This is a genomic window from Streptomyces cyaneus, from assembly GCF_004028635.1.
GTDB lineage: Bacteria > Actinomycetota > Actinomycetes > Streptomycetales > Streptomycetaceae > Streptomyces > Streptomyces cyaneus.
Map to the genome: position 1 here is coordinate 308,536 of NZ_RQJW01000003.1, position 21,568 is coordinate 330,103.

20 protein-coding genes are annotated in these 21,568 nt (G+C 70.5%); 13 read left to right on the forward strand and 7 right to left on the reverse strand.

Going from position 1 to position 21,568, the window contains the following annotated elements; translation table 11 throughout:
- Window positions 1-86: 86 nt before the first annotated feature.
- Window positions 87-1,700, forward strand: coding sequence for a serine/threonine protein kinase (locus tag EHO50_RS10540; RefSeq protein WP_128429622.1), 1,614 nt, complete (start codon window positions 87-89; stop codon window positions 1,698-1,700).
- Here EHO50_RS10540 and EHO50_RS10545 read toward each other — a convergent pair whose 3' ends face one another.
- Entirely contained in the window at window positions 1,701-3,137 is a 1,437-nt protein-coding gene (locus EHO50_RS10545; RefSeq protein WP_128429623.1) for a serine hydrolase domain-containing protein, read from the reverse strand. It lies immediately after the preceding gene.
- 91 nt (window positions 3,138-3,228) lie between these two features.
- Between EHO50_RS10545 and EHO50_RS10550 the strand changes: the two genes are divergently transcribed.
- Together EHO50_RS10550 and EHO50_RS10555 are read left to right on the forward strand one after the other, a co-directional pair.
- Window positions 3,229-4,200: an LLM class F420-dependent oxidoreductase gene (locus EHO50_RS10550; protein ID WP_128429624.1), complete on the forward strand. Its 972-nt coding sequence runs from the start codon at window positions 3,229-3,231 to the stop codon at window positions 4,198-4,200.
- Window positions 4,201-4,359: 159 nt separating this feature from the next.
- Window positions 4,360-5,403, forward strand: a complete 1,044-nt coding sequence (locus EHO50_RS10555; RefSeq protein ID WP_128429625.1) for a hypothetical protein — start codon at window positions 4,360-4,362, stop codon at window positions 5,401-5,403.
- A 30-nt stretch (window positions 5,404-5,433) separates the two neighbouring features.
- Here EHO50_RS10555 and EHO50_RS10560 read toward each other — a convergent pair whose 3' ends face one another.
- Together EHO50_RS10560 and EHO50_RS10565 are read right to left on the reverse strand one after the other, a co-directional pair.
- Window positions 5,434-5,916: a DUF6328 family protein gene (locus EHO50_RS10560; protein ID WP_128429626.1), complete on the reverse strand. Its 483-nt coding sequence runs from the start codon at window positions 5,914-5,916 to the stop codon at window positions 5,434-5,436.
- A gap of 82 nt (window positions 5,917-5,998) precedes the next feature.
- Complete coding sequence (locus tag EHO50_RS10565; protein WP_128429627.1) at window positions 5,999-6,982, reverse strand: aldo/keto reductase; 984 nt, start codon at window positions 6,980-6,982, stop codon at window positions 5,999-6,001.
- 185 nt (window positions 6,983-7,167) lie between these two features.
- Between EHO50_RS10565 and EHO50_RS10570 the strand changes: the two genes are divergently transcribed.
- A complete protein-coding gene (locus EHO50_RS10570) occupies window positions 7,168-8,811 on the forward strand; it encodes a cholesterol oxidase substrate-binding domain-containing protein (protein WP_128430647.1) in 1,644 nt (547 codons plus the stop codon).
- Window positions 8,812-8,817: 6 nt separating this feature from the next.
- Here EHO50_RS10570 and EHO50_RS10575 read toward each other — a convergent pair whose 3' ends face one another.
- A complete protein-coding gene (locus tag EHO50_RS10575) occupies window positions 8,818-10,029 on the reverse strand; it encodes an FAD-dependent monooxygenase (RefSeq protein WP_181449594.1) in 1,212 nt (403 codons plus the stop codon).
- A 346-nt stretch (window positions 10,030-10,375) separates the two neighbouring features.
- Here EHO50_RS10575 and melC1 point away from each other — a divergent pair, with 346 nt between their 5' ends.
- Both melC1 and melC2 read left to right on the forward strand, forming a co-directional pair.
- Window positions 10,376-10,753: an apotyrosinase chaperone MelC1 gene (gene melC1 / locus EHO50_RS10580; protein WP_128429629.1), complete on the forward strand. Its 378-nt coding sequence runs from the start codon at window positions 10,376-10,378 to the stop codon at window positions 10,751-10,753.
- 34 nt (window positions 10,754-10,787) lie between these two features.
- Window positions 10,788-11,612, forward strand: a complete 825-nt coding sequence (melC2, locus tag EHO50_RS10585; protein WP_128429630.1) for a tyrosinase MelC2 — start codon at window positions 10,788-10,790, stop codon at window positions 11,610-11,612.
- Window positions 11,613-11,645: 33 nt separating this feature from the next.
- On the opposite strand, the gene EHO50_RS10590 is transcribed toward melC2, so the two are convergent.
- Complete coding sequence (locus tag EHO50_RS10590) at window positions 11,646-12,326, reverse strand: ribonuclease H family protein (protein ID WP_128429631.1); 681 nt, start codon at window positions 12,324-12,326, stop codon at window positions 11,646-11,648.
- Window positions 12,327-12,374: 48 nt separating this feature from the next.
- Entirely contained in the window at window positions 12,375-13,178 is an 804-nt protein-coding gene (locus EHO50_RS10595; protein ID WP_128429632.1) for a VOC family protein, read from the reverse strand.
- Between the two features lie 134 nt (window positions 13,179-13,312).
- Between EHO50_RS10595 and EHO50_RS10600 the strand changes: the two genes are divergently transcribed.
- The 5 genes from EHO50_RS10600 (at window position 13,313) to EHO50_RS10620 (ending at window position 18,998) form a co-directional block, all read left to right on the forward strand.
- Window positions 13,313-14,320, forward strand: coding sequence for a zinc-binding alcohol dehydrogenase family protein (locus EHO50_RS10600; RefSeq protein ID WP_181449622.1), 1,008 nt, complete (start codon window positions 13,313-13,315; stop codon window positions 14,318-14,320).
- 190 nt (window positions 14,321-14,510) lie between these two features.
- Window positions 14,511-15,953 (forward strand): family 2B encapsulin nanocompartment shell protein, encoded by a 1,443-nt coding sequence (locus tag EHO50_RS10605; protein WP_128429634.1) that lies wholly within the window; start codon window positions 14,511-14,513, stop codon window positions 15,951-15,953.
- Window positions 15,954-15,969: 16 nt separating this feature from the next.
- Window positions 15,970-17,016 carry a family 2 encapsulin nanocompartment cargo protein terpene cyclase gene (locus EHO50_RS10610; protein ID WP_128429635.1) on the forward strand — a complete coding sequence of 349 codons (1,047 nt, stop codon included), beginning with the start codon at window positions 15,970-15,972 and terminating at the stop codon, window positions 17,014-17,016.
- A gap of 50 nt (window positions 17,017-17,066) precedes the next feature.
- Window positions 17,067-17,945 (forward strand): geranyl diphosphate 2-C-methyltransferase, encoded by an 879-nt coding sequence (locus tag EHO50_RS10615; RefSeq protein WP_128429636.1) that lies wholly within the window; start codon window positions 17,067-17,069, stop codon window positions 17,943-17,945.
- Window positions 17,946-18,089: 144 nt separating this feature from the next.
- Window positions 18,090-18,998 (forward strand): SGNH/GDSL hydrolase family protein, encoded by a 909-nt coding sequence (locus EHO50_RS10620; protein WP_128429637.1) that lies wholly within the window; start codon window positions 18,090-18,092, stop codon window positions 18,996-18,998.
- Window positions 18,999-19,004: 6 nt separating this feature from the next.
- On the opposite strand, the gene EHO50_RS10625 is transcribed toward EHO50_RS10620, so the two are convergent.
- Window positions 19,005-19,487 carry a VOC family protein gene (locus EHO50_RS10625; protein WP_128429638.1) on the reverse strand — a complete coding sequence of 161 codons (483 nt, stop codon included), beginning with the start codon at window positions 19,485-19,487 and terminating at the stop codon, window positions 19,005-19,007.
- Between the two features lie 123 nt (window positions 19,488-19,610).
- On the opposite strand from EHO50_RS10625, the gene EHO50_RS10630 reads away from it, so the two are divergent.
- Entirely contained in the window at window positions 19,611-20,816 is a 1,206-nt protein-coding gene (locus EHO50_RS10630; protein WP_128429639.1) for an epoxide hydrolase family protein, read from the forward strand.
- 110 nt (window positions 20,817-20,926) lie between these two features.
- Window positions 20,927-21,568, forward strand: coding sequence for an ATP-dependent Clp protease proteolytic subunit (locus EHO50_RS10635; RefSeq protein WP_128429640.1), 642 nt, complete (start codon window positions 20,927-20,929; stop codon window positions 21,566-21,568).

Sequence of the window (21,568 nt, forward strand, 5' to 3'; positions counted from 1 at the left end):
CCCTTTAGTTGAGGTTTTCGTTGAACGCTTCCCGTCGCGTCTCTCGTACTTCCTGTGAGAAATGGGAGCCAGGGGTTCAGCGAGGGATGACCATGGTCAAGGCGCGTGTCTCCACAGCCGAGTTGGTCGCGGGAAGGTACCGGCTCGTCGATGTCGTCCATCGCGAGACGAACCGCGTCAGTTACTACGGAGAGGACATAGAGACCGAACGTCCGTGCCTCCTCACCCAGATCGGACTCCCGAACGATCCGTGCCCCGAGGAGAGTCGCCGGGCCACCTCGCGGATTCTGCGGACCTCCGAGCGGATGGGGCTGCTGCGCCCGGGCCGGGTCGCAAGCGTCCTGGACGCCGTCGAGGAGTCCGGCAGCCTGTGGATCGTCACCGAGTGGCTCGACGGCACGCCCCTGGGCGAACTCCTCGCCCAGCAGGGCACGTTCAACTATGTCCGAGCCGCGCGCATCGGCCTCGAACTGCTCGACGTGCTGGAGGCCGCGCACGTCGCGGGCATCACCCATGGCGAGCTGAGCCCGGGCCAGGTCTTCGTGAGCGACGAGGGCTCCGTCGTGGTCACCGGCTTCGGGCTGGCCGGCGCGACCCTCGCGCCCCGAGTCGCCGCGCCGTCGTACGCGTCCCCGGAACAGGCCCGTGACGAGCGCATCGGACCGGCCTCGGACCTGTGGGCGCTCGGCGCGATCCTCTACACGATGGTCGAGGGGCGCCCGCCGTACCGGGAACGCGATCGGCCCGAGGCCACGTTGAAGGGCGTGGACCGGCTGCCGCTGCGCGCCCCGGTGCGCGCCGGGCCGCTCACGCAGGCCGTGCAGGGGCTGCTGCGCAAGGACTCCCGGGAGCGGCTGAGCCGGCCGGTGGTCCGCGACGCGTTCGTGCGCGTCCTCAACGAGGACCCACAGGCCCCCCTGCAGGCGCAGTCGCGCCCCCGTCTGCGCGGCCTGTACGCCGTGGGGCCGGGCTGGGGCAGACGGGCCATGATCGCCGGCACCGCTCTCGCCGTGGTCACCGTCGCGGCCGCCGTCCTGGTGGTGACCAACGGCCGGCCGGACGACTCGGATGCGTCGGCGGCGGGTACGGCGCCCAGTCCGCCCGCCTCCGCCGGGACGCCGACCGGCCAGTCCCCCACCCCCTCCCCCACGCCCAGTTCGTCGCCCAGCTCGTCCCCCACGCAAGAAGCGACGGAGGCGGAGCCGCCCACGGCCTCCCCCTCGGGCACGGCGCTGCCCCCCGACTACACGACGTACAAGTCACCGGACGGCTTCTCGGTCGCCCTGCCCGAGGGCTGGCAGCCGCTGCGCACCACGCGTGCCTCGGACCTGGCGTACCGCGTCTTCTTCAGCGCCGACGGCGACGCGCGCAAGCTGGCCATCACCTACAGCGAACGCCTGGGCCCGGACCCCGTCGCCGTCTGGCGCGACTCCGTGGAGCCCGGCCTCGAGGAGTGGAGCGGGTTCCAGCGGATCGGCGAGATCAAGGCGACGACGTACCAGGGATACGAGGCCGCCGACATGGAGTGGCTCTCGGACAAGGACGGCGTCCGTGTCCGTACCTTCGGCCGTGGCTTCCTCATCGATGATCACCGTGGCTACTCACTGCGCTGGACGACCCCGGCGGCCGACTGGGACGACCCCGCCAACCAGGAGGCCCTGGATGTCTTCCTGCGGACCTTCCGGGTGCCCGAGGGCTGATCAGGCCGACGCGCGAGGTGCGCCCATCGCCCGCAAGGGCAGGCGGTGCGGCGGTGCGGTGCGCCAACTCGCCGTGAATGTCCGGTCCTTGAGCGAGCAGGTCACCTCCAGGTGGTGCGGGGTCTCCAGGAAGGCGATGTCCGCGACGAGGGTGTCCGCGTCGGTCCAGCCGCCGCTGACCGCGGTGGGCACCGGCTCCTCGGCGACGCTCCAGCCGGCGTCGCCGAGCCGCAGCCGAAGCGGGTGACCGTCCTCGGTGAGCGTCAGGGTCCAGCCGTCCGGGCCCTGCGTGAGGTCGATCGCGGTCAGCTTGGGCAGGTGCGCGCGGGCACCGTCGTCCGGGGTGAACGCGGCGGCGGACCAGGCCTCCACGCGCTCGGGCGGTGCGGGCTTGCCGGCGGCGGGCGGCAGCGCGAGGCCCGCCAGCCGCTCCGCCAGGGCCGCGTCCGCCGCCTCGCCGCCGGTCAGGGGCGCGGGCCGGAACGCGGGCAGCAGATGCTCCCAGACCAGGTTCAGCAGGCCCGGCATGTCCCAGGTGTCCGCGGTCGTCGCGATCACGGCGTCCTGCTCGGGCAGCACCACACAGAACTGACCGAACATGCCGTCACCGCGATAGCCGTGTCGGGACATCCAGAACTTGAAGCCATAGCCGTGTTGCCAGTCGTCCCAGGGCATGACACCGGCGTTCGGGATCTGCCGGCGCGTCGCCTCGGCCACCCACCACTCGGGCAGCAGCCGCTCGCCCTCCCACACCCCGCCCCGCAGATACAGCTGGCCGAGCCGGACGATCGCGTCGGTGGTGGCGTGCAGCCCGCTGAAGCCGAGTTCCCGGCCGCTGCGGTCACGCTGCCACGCGATCTCGCCGATGCCGAGCGGATCGAGCAGGCGGGGCCGGAGGTACTCGGTCAGCGACTGGCCGCTCGCGCGCTGGACGATGGCGGCGAGCGCGAAGGTGGCGGGCTGGTTGTACGCGAAGACGGTCCCCGGGTCGCGGGTCGGAGGTACCAGCAGGAATCCGCGGACGAGGTCCTCGCGGTCGAGTTCGCGGGCGGCGAAGATCGTGTCGGTCTCGTGCCCGCTGGCCATGGACGCCACGTGCCGCACGAGCATCGCGCGACTGCGCGGGTCCGTGATGTCGGCCTCGAACTCGGGGAAGTACGAGATCACCGGGTCGTCGAGCCGTATCAGGCCCTCGCCGACGGCGATCCCGGCGGCGGTCGCGGTGAAGCTCTTGCTGATCGAGTAGAGGAGATGCGGGCGTTCGGGGGCGTACGGCGCCCACCAGCCGGAGGCCACGAGGTGGCCGTGCCGCAGGATCATCAGGCTGTGCGGCTCGATGTCGGGGGCGGTGTCGAGGGCATCGAGGAAGGCGAGGACACCGGAGGCATCGACGCCCTGGGCGGCGGGGGAGCTCGAGGGCAACGGGTGGACAGACATATGGGCATCCTCTCCCGATGCCCCCGCGGTCAGCTGAGGCCCTGCCCCGTCCGTCCCGTTTTCCTCACCCCTGTCCGGGGACTCGGGCCGTATGGTGCAGATCGGATACACGATGATGACCGAGCAGGCCGGCCCCCGTGAGCTGGTGGACCACCTGGTCCGCGCCGAGGAGGTGGGCTTCGACTTCTCCGTGACCTCGGACCACTACTTTCCGTGGCTGCGATCGCAGGGTCACTCGCCGTACGCCTGGAGTGTGCTGGGCGCGGCCGCCCAAGCCACGTCGCGGATTCCGCTGATGACCTACGTGACGTGTCCGACGTTCCGCTACCACCCGGCTGTGGTGGCGCAGAAGGCGGCCACGATGCAGTTGCTGTCCGAGGGCCGGTTCCGGCTGGGGCTCGGGTCGGGCGAGAACCTCAACGAGCATGTGGTGGGCGGCGGTTGGCCGTCCGTGGACGTGCGGCACGAGATGCTCGAGGAGGCGGTGGGGATCATCCGGGCGCTCTTCGAGGGCGGCCATGTGAATCGTCGCGGCACGCACTTCGACGTCGAGTCGGCCCGCCTTTGGGACCTGCCGGACCAGCCGCCGCCGATCGGCGTCGCCGTCTCCGGGGAGCAGTCCTGCGAGCTCGCGGGCAGGCTCGGTGACCTGGTGATCGCCACGGAGCCCAAGGCGGACCTGCTGGCGGCGTTCGACCGGCACGGCGGCGCGGGCAAGCCGCGTGTGGGGCAGCTCCCGGTGTGCTACGACCCCGACCGGGACACCGCCGTCGAGCGCGCCCACTCCCAGTTCCGCTGGTTCGGCGGCGGCTGGAAGGTCAACTCGGAACTCCCGCACCCGGACTCCTTCGAGGCGGCGAACCAGTTCGTCACCCCGGACGACGTCGCCGACTCGATCCCGTGCGGCGACGACCCGGACGCCTTCGTCGAGGCCGTCCGCCCGTACGCCGAGGCGGGCTTCACCGAGATCGCCCTGGTACAGATCGGCGGCGAGACCCAGTTGCCGTATCTCGACTGGGCGGAGAAGACATTGCTGCCCGCGCTGCGGCACGCTCTCGGCTGACCGGACGCGTACGCGGCTCCTGTCGCACCGGGTGACGCCGCAGACCGCGAAAGCGACGTCCGCGGGTGCCATAGGCTGCTGGTCTGCATTTCTGCAGTCCAAGCAGGCCCCATGACCTAATGGGCCCATCGGCAAGCAGTCCCTACAGGAGAGTCACCCGTGACACTGGCGTTCGTCCCGCCCGAGACATCCCCCGCGCCCCAGGCCCCGTTGTCCGATCTCGTCGCGCGGGACGCGCGCGAGTTCGGGGTCTACGCGCGGACCGGCGGCTGGGCCTTCGGCCTGATGGTGGCGCGCAGCGTGCGGCCCGGCGGGCAGAGCGCGGGCGAGACGCCGAAGGTGTCGGCGAAGGAGTTCGCCGAGCTCGCCGGGTGCTCCGCCGAGCGCGTCATGCGCTACTACAAGGCCTGGGACCGGGCCGCCGACGACGGCCTCGTCCCGCACTTCGAGGCGCTGTCGCCGGGCCAGGAGGTGGAGCTGCCGGACGCCGACGTGTGGCTCAGCTACTACGTCTCCCGCAACAGCGCCACCTCCGAGCGCGGCACCGCCATCGCCGAGGCCGCCGAGGCCGAGGGCATCCGCCCGACGAAGGCCCTGGAGGTCGCCGAGAACCCCACCGCGCTGCGTGCCGCGATCCTCGCCGACCCCTCGACCGCCCGCGCGGCCCGCCAGGCTCTCCTCGACCGGGTCCTCGAGGACCCCGACCTGCAGGCCGAGTTGGCGCGGGACGTCGTACGCACCGACGACCTGAAGAAGGCCGTCGCCAGTGAGAGCCGGGCGGCCGACCGGATCGACTACGTCCGCCAGATCGCCGAGTCCGGCCAGATCAAGACCCCGGCCGGGCAGACCGTCGACGCGCCCGTCGACCTTCGCCAGGAGGCCGAGCGGCACCTGTCGCTGATCGACGAGCTGGAGGAGGACGAGGACACCGGCGAGTGGGCCACCGAGGCCTACGGCACCATGAAGTCGCTCGTCGCCGAGGTGGTGGAGGCCGACCCCGAACTGCGTGTGCAGGAGCGGCGGACGAAGTTCTACAGCAGTCTGCAGAAGGCGACGAGGGTCTTCGAGGAACTGACCTTCGACGATGTGCAGGAGTTCGTCGAGGACGACATGGTCCAGCAGTTGGAGGAGCTCCAGCAGGCCATCTCCACGTGCATCGCCGCACTGCGCGGGGCGCAGGGAGGCACGGCGCGGCAGCAGTAGCCGTCCTCATGCCGGCGAGAACGCCACCGCTCACTCTGTGTAGCGGTGGCGTGTCCACAGCGGCAGCAGGAACCAGCACACCAGGTACCAGACGACGACGCCCGACACCAGCCAGGGCACATAGCCGTCGTGGGTGGCGACCCGCAGGATCAGCAGGAGCGAGCACGTCGTGGTGGCGAGGAGCAGGATCAGGCCGACGAAGGTCAGCCGGGAGGCCCACTCCACCGCCTTCGGCTTGATGCGCCGTCCTGACACCAGGCGGTGCAGGGAGACGGGGCCGATCAGGGCGCCGGTGGCGGCGGCACCGAGCACGACCGTCACGATGTAGATCGTCTGGTCCGTGTCGTCGAGGGTGTCGTACTTCGGCGTGAAGACGACGGTGAGCAGGAAGCCGAACAGGATCTGGACGCCCATCTGGGCCACCCGGACTTCCTGGATGAGTTCGCCCCACATACGGTCGGCGCGCTCGTCCGCGGTCTCGTCGCGTCCCGTCCGTCTTTCCTTCTCGGTCATGCGGGCCGGGTAACCCCGGCACTGAACACTCAAACGAGCGGGCTCCGGGAGCGGCTGGGGGCCGCCCCGGAGCCGTACGGGTCTACCAGCGGTTTTCGACCTGGTCCTTGATGCGCCGGTCGTAGAGGTCCTCGATCGCGGCGAGCGTCGTGTCGGACAGCTCCGGCAGCGCGGCGGCGGCCGCGTTGGCGCGGGCCTGCTCGGGCGAGCGGGCGCCCGGGATCACGGTGGTCACGCCCGGCTGCTGGATGATCCAGCGCAGCGCCAGCTGGGCCGGCGTGAAGCCCTCGGGGGCGAGGCCGGCGAACTCGACGGCCGCCTCCACACCCGACTCGTAGTCGACGCCGGAGAAGGTCTCGCCCTGGTCGAAGGACTCGCCGTGCCGGTTGTAGGTGCGGTGGTCGTTCGCGGGGAAGACGGTGTCCTTGGTGTACTTGCCCGACAGCAGGCCGGAGGCCAGCGGCACACGGGCGATGATGCCGACGCCCGCCTGCTCGGCGGCGGGCAGCACTTCGCGCAGGGGCTTCATGCGGAACGGGTTGAGGATGATCTGCACGCTCGCGACGCCGGGGCGGGCGATCGCGGTCAGCGCCTCCTCGCAGGTCTCCACGCTGACGCCGTAGTGGGCGATGCGCTCCTCCTCGACCAGGGTGTCCAGGGCGTCGAACACCTCGTCCGTCGAGTAGACCGGCGTCGGCGGGCAGTGCAGCTGGACCAGATCGAGGCGGTCCACGCCGAGGTTGCGCCGCGAACGGTCGTTCCAGGTGCGGAAGTTGTCGAGCACGTAGTTCTCGGGGATCTGGTCGACGCGGCGGCCCATCTTGGTCGCCACGAAGATGTCCAGCTCGGGCCTGCCGCGCAGGAACGTGGCGATGGTCTGCTCGCTGCGCCCGTCGCCGTAGACGTCGGCCGTGTCGAAGAAGGTCACCCCCGACTCGACCGCGGCCTCCAGCACCGCCAGGGCTTCCTTGTCGTCGACGTCTCCCCAGTCGGCGCCCAGCTGCCACGTCCCGAGACCGACGACGGATGCCTGCTGACCCGACCTACCGATTACACGCTCGTCCATGGCGCCAGTGTGTCATTCGTCATGCACGCGTGCGGAACGGGCCCCTCCGCGTGGTTACCTGTGAATCTTTCACTCACACGAGTGAAACGATTCGACAGGCCGGTGGTGACTGTCAAGCCCGTCCCTAGCGTGAGCCCGTGACCGACGACTTCAGCCGCAGGGGCTTCCTGCGCACCGCCGCCGCCATGGCCGCCGTACCGACTCTCCTCCCGGCGGATCCGGCCGTCGCGGCACAGGAGTTGCCGGATTTCCCGGGGGATGTGGCGCTGTACCGCTCCGCGTACCGGAACTGGGTCGGCGAGATCACCGCCGACGGGCTGTGGGCCTGCGCACCGGCCGGCCCGGACCAGGTGGTGGCCGTCGTCAACTGGGCCTGGCGGCACGGCTGGAGAGTCCGCGCCCGGGGTTCCTCGCACGGCTGGTCCCCGCTGACGATCACCCAGGGCACCGAGTCGGACGCGCCGGTCCTCCTCGTCGACACCGCCTCTCATCTCACCGGCATGTCGCTCCGGTCGCCGACCTCGGTACGGGTCGGCACCGGCGTCACCCTGGAGGCCCTGCTCACCTACCTGGAGGAACACGGCCTCGGCGTCACCGCCGCGCCCGCTCCCGGCAACCTCACCCTGGGCGGCGCGCTCGCCATCGGCGCGCACGGCACCGCCGTACCGGCGCGGGACGAACAGCGGCTGCCCGGGCACACCTACGGCTCACTGAGCAATCTCGTGCTGTCGCTGACGGCCGTCGTCTGGGACGAGGCCAGTGGCGGGTACGTGCTGCGGACGTACGACCGCGCCGAGGGGGAATGTGCCGCGCTGCTCACCCATGTGGGCCGCTCGATGGTCACCGAGGTCGTGCTGCGCGTGGGGGCCAACACCGACCTGCGGTGCGTCAGCCGTACGGACGTCCCGGCCGGCGAGCTCTTCGCCGCGCCCGGCACCGACGGACGCACCCTTGCGAGCTTCCTGGACCGGGCAGGGCGCGTCGAGGCGATCTGGTTCGCCTTCACCGAGTTCCCGTGGCTGAAGGTGTGGAGCGTCTCCCCCACCCGACCGCTGACCTCACGGCATGTGACGACGCCGTACAACTACCCGTTCTCCGACAATGTGCCGCGCCCGGTGGCGGACCTGGTCGGGCGGATGGTGTCGGACGAGGCCTGGTATCTGGCGCCGGTGCTCGGCAACGCGCAGTACGACGTGGCCGCGCTCGGGCTGGTGGCGACGCTGTCGGCGGACATCTGGGGGCCGTCCAAGAACACGCTGCTGTACCTGCGGCCGACGACGCTGAGGATAGCCACGAACGGGTACGCGGTGCTCACCAGCCGGGCCCAAGTGCAGCGCGTCGTCGCCGAGTTCACCGCCTTCTACCGGGAACGGCTCACTGCGTACGCCGACCGGGGCCGATTCCCGGTCAACGGCTCGCTGGAGATCCGGGTCACGGGCCTCGACGATCCGGCGGACGCCGGTGTGGACGGGGCGCGGACCGCGCTGTTGTCGGCGCTCGGGCCGCGCGACGACCGTCCCGAGTGGGACACGGCCGTGTGGCTGAACATCCTGACGCTGCCGGGGACGCCGTACGCGGAGGAGTTCCTGAGCCAGATCGAGCGGTTTGTGCTGCGGACCTTCGACGGCGAGTACGCCACGACCCGGGTCGAGTGGTCGAAGGGCTGGGCCTACACGAGGGACAGTGCCTGGAGCGACGGCGAGGTGCTGGGCACGGCCGTACCCGGCTCCTTCGGGGAGGAGGTGTGGGGGCGGGCGGCCGGGGTGCTGGATCGGCTCGACCCGCACGGTGTGTTCGGCAATGCCTTCCTCGACCGGTTGTTCCGGTGAGTGCGGCTACTTGCGGGCGGCCAGTGCCCTGGCCTGGATGGTGCGCGCGATCTTGGGACCGAGCCGGCGCTTGAGGCGCCGCAACGTCTCCACCTGCCCGGCCGCCCTGTCGATCTGGTAGTACAGCTGGGGCGGCACGTACGGCAGCAGGGGCGAGTGGCGCTGGCCGAGCAGGGCGAACATCTGCTGCGGGGGCAGGCGGATGTAGCGGGGCAGGTTCTCGTACCACTGGGCGCTGTAGCGGGCCGCGCTCTGGACGGACAACAGGGCTTGCTTGCGCTCCTGTTCGTAGCGGGCGAGGGCCTGCGGGAGGGCGGCGTGCTCGTGCAGCGCGGCGGCGAGGGCGATGGCGTCCTCCAGGGCGAGGGTGGTGCCGGCGCCGATGGAGTAGTGGGTGCTGTGGGCGGCGTCGCCGATGAGGACGAGGTTGTCGCGGTGCCAGGTGCGGTTGGTGACGGTGCGGAAGGTCCGCCACTGGGCGCTGCCGTCGGCGCCGGAGCGGCCGATGAGCGGGTGGCCGTCGAGGAAGTCGGCGAAGACCCTCTCCAGCAGGGCCATCGCGTCGGCCTCGTTCGCGGTGTCGAGGCCTAGGCCGGTCCAGGTCTCGGGGGCGCATTCGATGACGCAGGTGCTGCCCTCGGGGCTGAAGCCGTAGCCGTAGCACCAGATCCAGCCGTGGCCGGTCTCGACGAAGGCGAAGGTGAAGGCTTCGAAGACCTTGCTGGTGCCGAGCCAGATGTAGCGGTTGCGGCCGCGCCTGGTCCGGGTGCCGAAGTCGTCGGCGTACTGGGTGCGCAGGGTGCTGTGGACGCCGTCGCCCGCCACCACCAGGTCCGCGGCGGGCAGCTTCTCCGGCATGATCTCGTGCTCGAACTCCAGCCGCACGTCCAGCGAGCGGGCGCGTCGGGCGAGGATCTCCAGCAGCTGGTGGCGGCCGATGCCGTGCCCCGTGTCGCCGGAGCGGCGGGTCGTGCGGCCCCGGACGTGGGCGACGCCCTCGTCCCAGCGGATCGAGCTCTCCTCGACGGCGCGAGCGGACGTGGTGTCGTGCTCGTGCAGCTTGTCGAGCAGTCCGCGCCAGTACGTGACGCCTGCCCCGTAGGTGGAGCCCTCCGGGTTGCGCTCGTGGACGGTGATGTCGTGGGACGGGTCCCGCAGCTTCAGCAGGATCGAGAGATACAGGCCGGCGGGCCCGGCTCCGACGCAGACAACCTTCACGCACACCCCTAGAAATGTTTTAAAACGGTCATATCACTTCGCAGGGTAGCAAGGCAGAGCAGTCCGGCCGCGACATTTCGGATCGCGCCAGTTTCGACCGGTGAGGCAGGCCACTGGCGACCCACCCGCCCGCGAAGGACCACCCGAAACGGGATTCCCAGGAGAAGGAATTCCCCCTTCCGGGACTTTTGGGCGCCATCCAAAGCAAGATCATCTTTGTTCAACTCTGCACGACATGTGCAGACTTGTCCTGATCGGAGCCAACCACTCCCGACCGATTTCTCCCTCTCTCGTCCGGCCCGATAGGCATGCGGAGTCGTCAACCGAACGAACTCAGGAGGTCCGCATGCCGGAACTCAGCCGTCGCCGTGCGCTCACCGCCGCGGCCACCCTCGCCACCGCGGCCGCGGCCGGTGTCCAGACGCTCACCGCCTCCACCTCGTCCGCCGCCGGGCACGACCACCACTCCCCCACGTCCTTCGACGAGGTCTACAAGGGCCGCCGGATACAGGGCCGGCCGGCCTCGGGCGGCGGCCACCAGCATCACGGTGGCGGATACGCCGTGTTCGTCGACGGAGTGGAGCTGCATGTGATGCGCAACGCCGACGGCAGCTGGATCAGCGTCGTCAGCCACTACGACCCGGTGCCCACCCCGCGCGCCGTCGCCCGTGCCGCCGTGGACGAGCTACAGGGCGCCGCACTGCTGCCCTTCCCCGCCAACTGACCTGCCGTACCCGCACTTTGGAGCACCAGCGACCATGACCGTCCGCAAGAACCAGGCCCTGCTGACCGCCGACGAGAAGCGGCGATTCGTCGCCGCGCTCTTGGAGTTGAAGCGCAGCGGCCGCTACGACGCGTTCGTCACGACCCACAATGCCTTCATCGTCGGCGACACCGACAACGGGGAGCGCGTCGGCCACCGTTCACCGTCCTTCCTGCCCTGGCACCGCAGATTCCTGCTCGAGTTCGAGCGTGCGTTGCAGGAGGTGGACGCCTCGGTGGCGCTGCCGTACTGGGACTGGAGCACCGACCGCTCGATACGGTCCTCGCTGTGGGCGCCCGACTTCCTCGGCGGCACCGGGCGCAGCCGCGACGGTCAGGTGATGGACGGGCCGTTCGCGGCGTCGACCGGCAACTGGGCGATCAATGTGCGCGTCGACGGCCGTACGTTTCTGCGCCGCTCGCTCGGCACCGCGGTACGGGAGTTGCCGACCAAGGCCGAGGTGGAGTCCGTGCTCGCCATGCCGACGTACGACATGGCGCCCTGGAACAGCGGGTCGGACGGTTTCCGCAACCACCTCGAAGGGTGGCGCGGCGTCAATCTGCACAACCGGGTCCACGTCTGGGTCGGCGGGCACATGGCGACCGGTATGTCACCCAACGACCCGGTGTTCTGGCTGCACCACGCCTACATCGACAAGCTGTGGGCGGACTGGCAGCGGCGGCACCCCGGCTCCGGCTATCTGCCCGCCGCCGGGACGCCGAACGTGGTCGACCTCAACGACACGATGAAGCCGTGGAACGACGTGCGTCCCGCCGACCTGCTGGACCACACCGCGCACTACACCTTCGACGCGGCCTGAGACGCCGTCCGCACCGCCCGTGCGGACCGCCCGTCAGGCCTCGGCGGTACGGCAGTCCGGGTGGCCCCAGCCCTGGGCGTTCTTGGCGATGGACTCGCCCGCCGCGTAGCTGCGGCCGCAGATGCAGCGGCCCGGGAACTTGGCCTTGATGGTGCGGGAGGAGTTGCCGTTCTTCCGGGTGGCCGCCGCCTTGCGGCGCGGGGCCTTGGCCGACGGGGTGTCCGGGGAGGGCGGCGGCTCGGGTGAGCCGAGGCCGCTGCCCGCGGACTCCTGCACGGTGGCCGCCTGGCTGGCGGCGCGGTCGGCGAAGTCGTTCAGCCGGTCGCCGTCGACCTGGTGGGCGGGGACGTAGCGGAACTCGACGGTGCGGCCGTCGAGCAGTTCGTCGATGCGCACGACCAGGTCCTGGTTGGCGACCGGCTTGCCGGCGGCCGTCTTCCAGCCGTTGCGCTTCCAGCCCGGCAGCCAGGTGGTGACGGCCTTCATGGCGTACTGCGAGTCCATCCGGATCTCCAGCGGTACGCCGGGGTCGGTCGCCGTGAGCAGGCGTTCCAGTGCGGTGAGTTCCGCGACGTTGTTGGTGGCCCGCCCGAGCGGGCCCGCCTCCCAGCGGGTGGGGGTCTCCTCCTCGTCGGCGACGACCCAGGCCCAGCCCGCCGGCCCGGGGTTTCCCTTCGAAGCCCCGTCGCACGCGGCCACAACTCGTTCACGCATGCGCCGATCATGCCATGGTCGGGCCGGGTGACCGGTCGCGGAGGGGGTTCAGGAGACGTCGCCGAGCTTCGGCATCTCGCCCTCGGTGGTGCCGGTGTCGATCACCGAGAAGTTCGCGCCCTGCGGGTCGCTCAGCGCGGCGAACCGGCCGAACGGGCTGCTCATCGGGCCGAACCGCAGCACAGCGCCGAGCTTGGTCGCCTTGGCGACGGCGTCGTCGCAGTCGGGGACGTTGAAGTAGACGTTGATGTAAGGCGGGACCTCGGGCGGGAAGTCGTCGGTCATCTTCATCCGGCCGAGGGCCATGGTCCCCTCGCCGAGGGTGTAGAGGCGGAAGTCGATCGCGTCGTCCTCCATCTGCTGCTGCCCGTAGCCGAACACGGCGGGGAAGAAGCCGTCGGACTTCTCCGGCTCGCGCGCGAAGACCTCCGCCCAGCAGAAGGCGCCGGCCTCGTCCATCGACGTGTCGAAACCCTCGTGGGTGCCGGCCTGCCACACCCCGAAGACGACGCCGCCGGGGTCGCGGGCCAGGCACATGCTGCCGAAGTCACCGACCGCCATCGGCTCCATCAGGATCTCCCCGCCGTTCTCACGGATCTTGGCGGCGGTCGCGGCTACGTCGGCGGCGGCGAAGTAGAGGCACCACTGCGACATGCCCTCCTGGCCCGGCATGGGCGGGACGACCGCGGCGGCGGCCTTGCCGTTCGCGTAGGCCTGGGTGTAGTTGCCGAACTCCGACGATGCCTCGCCGAAGGTCCAGCCGAGGACATCGCCGTAGAAGCTCTTGGCTCCCTCGACGTCGCTGAACATCGCGTCGGCCCAACAGGGGGTTCCTTCAGGTTGCACGGCCATGACTGCGGCCCTCTTCCAGCTTGGCTAGTTGTCCGGATTCTCACGCTAGTCACCCGGAGGTCCGGTCGCGCGCCGAATGGACGCTTCCGTTCCAGACTGGGGAAGGAGGCGGACACGGTATGACGGGCGGGACGATGCGCGCATGGTCGGTGGTCGAGCCGGGGCCGGTGGAGGAAGAGCCCCTGCGGCTCGTCGAGAAGCCGGTGCCGGTGCCGGAGGACGACGAGCTGCTCGTGCGGGTGCGCGCCAGCGGGGTGTGCCGTACGGATCTGCACGTCGTCGAGGGGGATCTGCCGGTGCACCGGCCGGGGGTCACGCCGGGGCACGAGGTGGTCGGTGAGGTGGCCGGGGTCGGGGCTGCGGTGCGCGGCTTCGACATCGGGGAGCGGGTGGGGGTGGCCTGGCTGCGGCGCACCGACGGCACCTGCGTCCACTGTGCGCGCGGCGCCGAGAACCTGTGCCCGGCCTCGCGGTACACGGGCTGGGACGCCGACGGCGGTTACGCGCAGTACACGACCGTACCGGCCGCGTACGCCTACCGGCTGCCGGGCGGCATCGACGACGTGACGTGCGCGCCGCTGCTGTGCGCCGGGATCATCGGCTACCGCGCGCTGCGGCGGGCGGCGCTGCCGCCGGGCGGGCGGCTCGGGCTGTACGGGTTCGGGGGCAGCGCCCATCTGTGCGCGCAGGTGGCGCTGGCCGAGGGCGCCACCGTGCACGTGCTGACGCGGGGCGCGGCCGCGCGGAAGCTGGCGCTCGACCTGGGTGCCGCATCGGCGCGCGACGCGTACGAGATGCCGCCGCAGCCGCTGGACAGCGCGATCCTGTTCGCGCCGGTCGGCGACCTGGTCCCGGTGGCGCTGCGGGCCCTCGACCGGGGCGGCACGCTGGCGATCGCCGGCATCCACCTCAGCGATGTCCCGGCGCTGCGCTACGAGAGCGAGCTCTTCTACGAGAAGCAGCTGCGCAGCGTCACCTCCAACACGCGCGCGGACGGCCGGGAGTTCCTGGCGCTCGCCGCCGAGCACGCCGTACACGCCACGACGCACACGTACCCGCTGTCGCGGGCGGACGAGGCGCTGCGGGATCTGAAGGCGGGCCGGTTCGACGGGGCGGCGGTGCTGGTGGACGACCTGTCCTGAGCGCCGCCACTCGGGCGTGCGGGAGCACGGGAGGGGAGCGGGACCACTCACGGTGCGTCCACTGCCTCACGCGGCAGGTTTGCACCTCCAGGGCCTGAAGACGCCCCTTTCACGCCCTGATCCATTGGTCACGGCGACTGTTTGGCTAGGACGCGCGCACGGTCAGCCCGCTCACCTCCCAGGAGTGAATGTGTCCACACCGGACAGCGCCACCGGTCCCGCCGTCGACGAACCCGACCCCGAGCCGAACTCCGACGCTCAGCTCACCAGTCTCAGCACCCAGGCCGCCCGGCAGCTCGCCACAACCACCAAGTCCGAACCCCAGATGCAGGCGATCAGCTCGCGCTGGCTGCTGCGGATGCTGCCCTGGGTGGATGTGAAGGGCGGCACCTACCGGGTCAACCGCCGTCTGCAACTGCGCGTCGGCCGGGGCCGGGTGCAGTTCGACCAGAACGGCGCCGACGACATCAAGGTCATCCCCGAGACCCTCACCGAGCTGCCGGTCCTGCGCGGCTACGACGACATCGACGTGCTCAGAGAGGTCGCCAGCCGGTTCCGGGTCCGTGAGGTCCGCGCCGGACAGGTGCTCGTCGAGGCAGGGCAACCCGTCACGGAGGCCTATCTGGTCGTGCACGGCCGGTTCACCCGCTTCACCGAGGGCAAGTACGGCGAGGAGGAGATCCTCGGGGTCGTCACCGACGGCGACCAGATGGGCGACGAAGGCATCGGCCAGCCCGACCCGCTGTGGCTGAGCTCGGTGCGGGCGGAGACCGCCGGCGTGCTGCTCGTGCTCCCCTGGACCGTGGTCCAGGAGTTCACCGACCGGGTCCCGTCCCTCGCGGCGCATCTGGAGGCCTACGCCGCGCGGCAGAGCCTCCCCATGAACCGCAAGGGCGAGGCCGACGTTCCGGTGCAGGCGGGCCACGTCGGCGAGCCGACCATCAACGGCGGGTACGTCGACTACGACCTGGCCCCGCGCGAGTACGAGCTGTCCCTGACCCAGACCGTGCTGCGCGTGCACACCCGGGTCGCCGACCTCTACAACAACCCGATGAACCAGACCGAGCAGCAACTGAGGCTGACGGTCGAGGAGATCCGCGAACGCCAGGAGTGGGAGCTGGTCAACAACCGGGAGTTCGGGCTGCTGCACAACGTGGACTACGGGCAGCGCATCAGCACCTTCACCGGGCCGCCCACCCCGGACGACATGGACGAACTGCTGTCGATGCGCCGCAAGACCAAGATGTTCATCGCCCATCCGAAGGCGATCGCGGCGTTCTTCCGGCAGTGCAACCGGCGCGGTCTGGTGCCCGGCACCGCGAGCGTGGAGGGGCATGAGATCCCCGCCTGGCGCGGGGTCCCGATCTTCCCCTGCAACAAGATCCCGATCAGCCCGCAGCACACCAGCAGCATCATCGCGCTGCGCACCGGGGAGGACGACCAGGGCGCCATCGGGCTCTACCAGACGGGGATCCCGGAGGAGCACCAGCCCGGTCTGAACGTGCGGTTCATGGGCATCGACGCCAACTCGATCATCCGCTACCTCGTCACCGCCTACTACTCGATGGCGATCCTCGTCCCCGACGCCGTCGGGATCCTGGAGAACGCCCAGATCGGCCGGACGGCCGAGTGACCGCGTGGAGCACGCCATGAGCACGTCGTCCACCTTCTCGCTGCCGGGCCCGCCGAACCTGGCGAGCAGCCTGAACGCCCGGCGCGGCGGCGCGATCCCGGGGCTGCGGTACCGGGAGGTCGCCCCCGCCGACCCCGAGAAAGCCGCGGAGGTCGATCGCAGGCTGGAGGACTGGGCGCGGCGCCTCGATCTGTTCCCCGAGGCGTGGAACGGGGACTTCACGGGGTTCCAGTTCGGGCGTGCCGTGGTGCTCCAGCATCCGGAGGCGGTCGATCTGGAGCGTCTGACGGTCGCCGGGGAGCTGTTGCTCGCCGAGAACGTCGTCGACTCCTGCTACTGCGAGGAGGACGAGGGCCGGGGCGGGGAGCGCCGGGGTCTCGCGGGCCGGCTGATCATGGCCCAGTCGGCGATCGACCCCTTCCACGGCATTCCGGAACACGAAGAGGAGTGGCGGCTGGGGGTGCGGGCCGACGGTCCGCTGCGCTCGTACCACTTCGCCCTCCAGGACTACGCCGACCTCGCCACGCCCAGCCAGACCGACCGCTTCGTGCACGACATCGCCCGGCTGCACATGGGCTACCTCGCCGAGGCCGCCTGGGCGGAGACCGGGTATGTGCCCAGGGTCTGGGAGTACCTGGTGATGCGGCAGTTCAACAACTTCCGTCCCTGTCTGTCGATCGTGGACGCCGTGGACGGCTACGAACTGCCCGAGGCGCTCTACGCCCGGCCCGAGATCCAGCGGGTGACGGCGCTCGCCTGCAACGCGACCACGATCGTCAACGACCTGTACTCCTTCACCAAGGAGCTGGCGAGCGATCCGACGCATCTCAACCTGCCGCAGGTCATCGCCGCGAACGAGCGGTGCGGGCTCAAGGCCGCCTATCTGAAGGCCGTCGAGATCCACAACCAGATCATGGACGCCTTCGACGAGGAGTCGGCCGTGCTGGCCGCCACCTCGCCGCTCGTCGAGCGCTACACCCGGAGCCTGTCCGACTGGGTGGCCGGCAACCACGAGTGGCACGCCACCAACACCCACCGCTACCACCTGCCCAACTACTGGTAATGCGCGACCGAATGACAGAACGTCACACGCACCAGCACGAGGAGTCACCGTTGACCATCGCCCCCGAAGCCGGCACCAAGACCGTCCCGGTGCCGTCCCAGTCCACGTACCAGACCCGCGTCGCGGACTACTGGAACGCCGAGGAGAACCCGGTCAACCTCGAACTCGGAAAGATCGACGACCTGTACCACCATCACTACGGCATCGGCGACGCCGACCGCTCCGTGCTCGACGAACCCGATCCCGGGCTGCGCAGCGAACGCATCACCGCCGAACTGCACCGGCTGGAACACGCCCAGGCCGAACTGCTCGCCACCCACCTGGGCCCGCTGACGCCCGCCGATCGGGTCTTCGACGCCGGCTGCGGACGCGGCGGCGGCAGCGTGGTGGCGCATCTGCGCTACGGCTGCCAGGCGGACGGCGTCACGCTCTCCGCCAAGCAGGCCCAGTTCGCCAACGAGCAGGCCCGCAAGCGGAGCATCGACGACCGGGTCCGCTACCACTGCCGCAACATGCTCGACACCGGGCTGCCGTCCGGGGAGTTCGCGGCGTCGTGGAACAACGAGTCCACGATGTACGTCGAGCTGGACCTGCTGTTCGCCGAGCACGCCCGGCTGCTGCGCCGCGGCGGGCGCTATGTGGTGATCACCGGCTGCTACAACGACACCTACGGGCGTGCCTCCCGTGAGGTGTCGCTCATCAACGCCCACTACATCTGCGACATCCACCCGCGCTCGGCCTACTTCCGGGCCATGGCCCGCAACCGGCTGGTCCCGGTCCATGTGCAGGACCTGACCGAGGCGACCATCCCCTACTGGGAGCTGCGCCGCGAGGCCGAGCACCTGGTGACGGGCATCGAGGACACGTTCCTGACCGCGTACAAGAACGGCAGCTTCCAGTACCTGCTGATCGCGGCGGACCGCGTCTGAACGACCGTTCTCAACGACCGTTCTGAACAACCGTCAGGCCCGCGTCGGCCACGGGCATTCCGTGGCCGACGCGGGTCTTCCGCCGTGGGCCCGGCTGTGCTTGCCTGGGGAGCCGTTTTCGGTGTCCGGGGCGGGAGTTGCCGTATGCGCAAGCCGTGGATCGTCGGGGTGCTGCTGGCCGCCGTGCTCCTCGGGGCGTGCGGGGACCCGGCGTCCGGGCCCGAAGCCGCCGCGCCCCCCGAGGTGCCTCAGGCGTCGGCCACCACCCATCAGCGGGCGCCCGCCTCGCCCGGCACCTCTGCGAAGGCGCCCGCCGCGAAGGCGCCCTCCGTGCTGTATCTGGGCGACTCGCTGGCGATGGAGGCGCAGAAGGTGCTCGGGCAGGAGCTGCGCCGCGACCTGCGGGCGACGTACACGAGCGCCCCGTACTCGGGGACCACCCTGTGCGACTACCTGGAGGGAACGGGCAAGCGGTCCCTCGTGCCGGTGGCGGACAAGGCGGCCGCCCTGGTGCGCCGGCTTCGGCCGGACTTCGTGGTGCTGCAGTTCTGGGGCAACGCGTGGGGTTACACGCCGTGCATGGACGGGATCACGTACGACGCCTCCCCCGGGAAGTACTTCGAGCGGTACGCGGCCGACATGGAGCGGCTCGCCGACCAGATCGCCGCTGCCGGGGACGCCCGAATCGTCTGGGTGTCGCAGGGCCCGGACCCGATCACTCCCGACCGGGTCCGGCGCATCAACGCCCTCTACGAGGCGCAGGCCGCCGCCTCGGAGGACCTGGTCGCCGACGCGGGCAAGGCGGTGAGTGCGGCCGGGGCGCGCTACTCCTGGGTGCAGTACCTGCCGTGCACGGGGTACGAGCGCGAACTCTCCGGGTACTGCACTCAGCCGGGCCGGGATCGGACGGCGCTGCACCGCGACGACGACTACCTGCACTTCTGTCTGGCGCCCACGACGTCGACGCCGAAGCCGTGCCCGGTCCGCTCCCCCGGGATCCTGCGGATCGCCAGGGAGATCACACGGATGATCGGCAGAGCCGAGCTCGGCTAGCGTGCCTCACTCGCCCGCGTAGGCCTTGTCCAGCGCGGCGATGTCGAACTTGCTCATCGCCATGAACGCCTTGGTCACGCGGGCCGCCTTCGCCGGGTCCGGGTCGGTGACCATCTCCTGCAGTCGGTCCGGGACGACCTGCCAGGACACGCCGTACTTGTCCTTGAGCCAGCCGCACGGGCCGGGCTCGCCGCCGTTCTCGGTGAGCTTGGCCCAGTAGTAGTCGATCTCCTCCTGGTTCTCGCAGAAGATCATGAAGGAGGTCGCCTCGGTGAACTTGAACTGAGGGCCGCCGTTGAGCCCGAGGAACTTGTGGCCGTTGGCCGTGAACTCGACGGTCATCACGCCGCCCGCAGGCTGCATCGCCCCTTCGGGGTAGCGCGCGACCTTGCCGACGCTGGAGTTCTTGAAGATCGACACATAGAAATGGGCGGCCTCCTCGGCCTGGCCGTCGAACCAGAGACACGTGGTGAATCCGTCGGTTGCCATGAGTACCTCCTGGGCGTGCGGAACGCTGTCACCTGTGTCGACCGATCCTCGCCCCGGAACTCATCGGTCGCGTGGCGGTCAATCCAGATGGCCGCTACACCCTTCGGCACTAGCATCCCTTTCATGACGTCTTCGCCCGCTGACAGCGGCATCCGTCCCTTCCGTATCGACATACCGCAGAGCGACCTGGACGATCTCCACCGTCGCCTGGACGCCACCCGGTGGCCCGACGAACTGCCGGGGGTGGGTTGGGCGTACGGGGTTCCGTCGGAGTATCTGCGCGAGCTGGTGCTCTACTGGCGGCACGAGTACGACTGGCGGGCCGCCGAGGCACGGCTGAACGAGTGGCCGCAGTTCACGACCGAGATCGACGGCGCGCATGTGCACTTCGCCCATGTCCGCTCCCCCGAGCCCGATGCCACCCCGCTGATCGTCACGCACGGCTGGCCGGGCTCCATCGTCGAGTTCCTCGACATCGTGGGGCCGTTGACGGATCCCGCGGCGCACGGCGGTGACCCCGCCGACGCCTTCCACGTCGTGCTGCCGAGTATCCCCGGCTTCGGGTTCTCCGGTCCCACCCGGGAGACCGGCTGGGAGGCGCGCCGCATCGCCGACGCGTGGGCCGAGCTGATGACCCGCCTCGGCTACGAGCGGTTCGGCGCCCAGGGCGGCGACTGGGGCGCGGCGATCTCCCGCGAGCTGGGCCGCGTCCACCCCGACCGGGCCATCGGCATCCACGTCAACCTGCTGCCCGGCGCGCAGGCGGCCACCGAGCCGACGCCGGAGGAGCTGGCGGCACTGAGCCCCGAGGAGCGGGAGCGGACGCTCACCTCGTGGCGCCGGTGGGCCGCCTGGTTCCGCGACGGGACGGGCTACTTCCATGTGCAGTCCACCCGGCCGCAGACCCTGTCGTACGCGCTCACGGACTCGCCCGTCGGTCAACTCGCCTGGATCGTCGAGAAGTTCCAGGAGTGGACGGACTCCGAGCAGCTGCCCGAGGAGGCCGTCGACCGGGATCTGATGCTGACGAACGTGATGCTGTACTGGCTGACGGGCACGGCCGGTTCGTCCGCCCGGGTCTACTACGAGCGCGCCCACGCCACGGGCGACCGGATCGCCGCCCCGCACGAGCCCTCGACCGCCCCGACCGCGGTGGCCTCCTTCCCCGGCGATCCGCAGATCCCGCTGCGCCACAAGGCGGCGCGCACGGAGAACATCGTGCGCTGGACGGAGCTCGACCGGGGTGGGCACTTCGCGGCGATGGAGGAGCCCGACCTGCTGGTGGACGACGTACGGGCGTTCTTCCGGCAGCTGCGCGAGAAGGGCTGAGGCGGCGCTCTGCCCGTGGCGAATCTGCCGCGGGCAGAGAAACCGCGTTCCGGCCTCGTCCGCGGTCAACAGTGGAGTCGACGGCATCCGCGCCACGACGAGGAGAACCGATGACACCACTCACCACCACGCTCGCGCCGCGGGCGGAGGAGGGCGACACCCCTCCCACCCGCTTCGACGACCAGCTCGCGTCCCAGCTGCTGGCGCAGCGCATCGTGCTGCTGGGCACGCAGGTCGACGAGGTCTCCGCGAACCGGGTCTGCGCCCAGCTGCTGATCCTGTCCGCGGAGGACCCGCGCACCGACATCGCCCTGTACATCAACAGCCCCGGCGGCTCGGTGCACGCGGGCCTCGCCATCTACGACACGATGCGGCTGATCCCGAACGACGTCTCGACGCTCGCCATGGGCTTCGCGGCCAGCATGGGCCAGTTCCTGCTGAGCGTCGGCGCCGAGGGCAAGCGGTACGCGCTGCCGAACGCGAGGATCATGATGCACCAGCCGTCGGCGGGCATCGGCGGCACGACCGCGGACATCGAGATCCAGGCGGAGAACCTGGAGTTCACCAAGAAGACCATCGAGCGGATCACCGCGGAGCACACCGGCCAGAGTCCGGAGACGATCTCCCGCGACGGCGACCGCGACCGCTGGTTCACGGCCGAGGAGGCCAGGGAGTACGGCATGGTGGACCGGGTGGTGGAGTCCCTCACGGACGTCCGCCCGGCTTCCTCCCGACGACGGATGGGGCTGTGA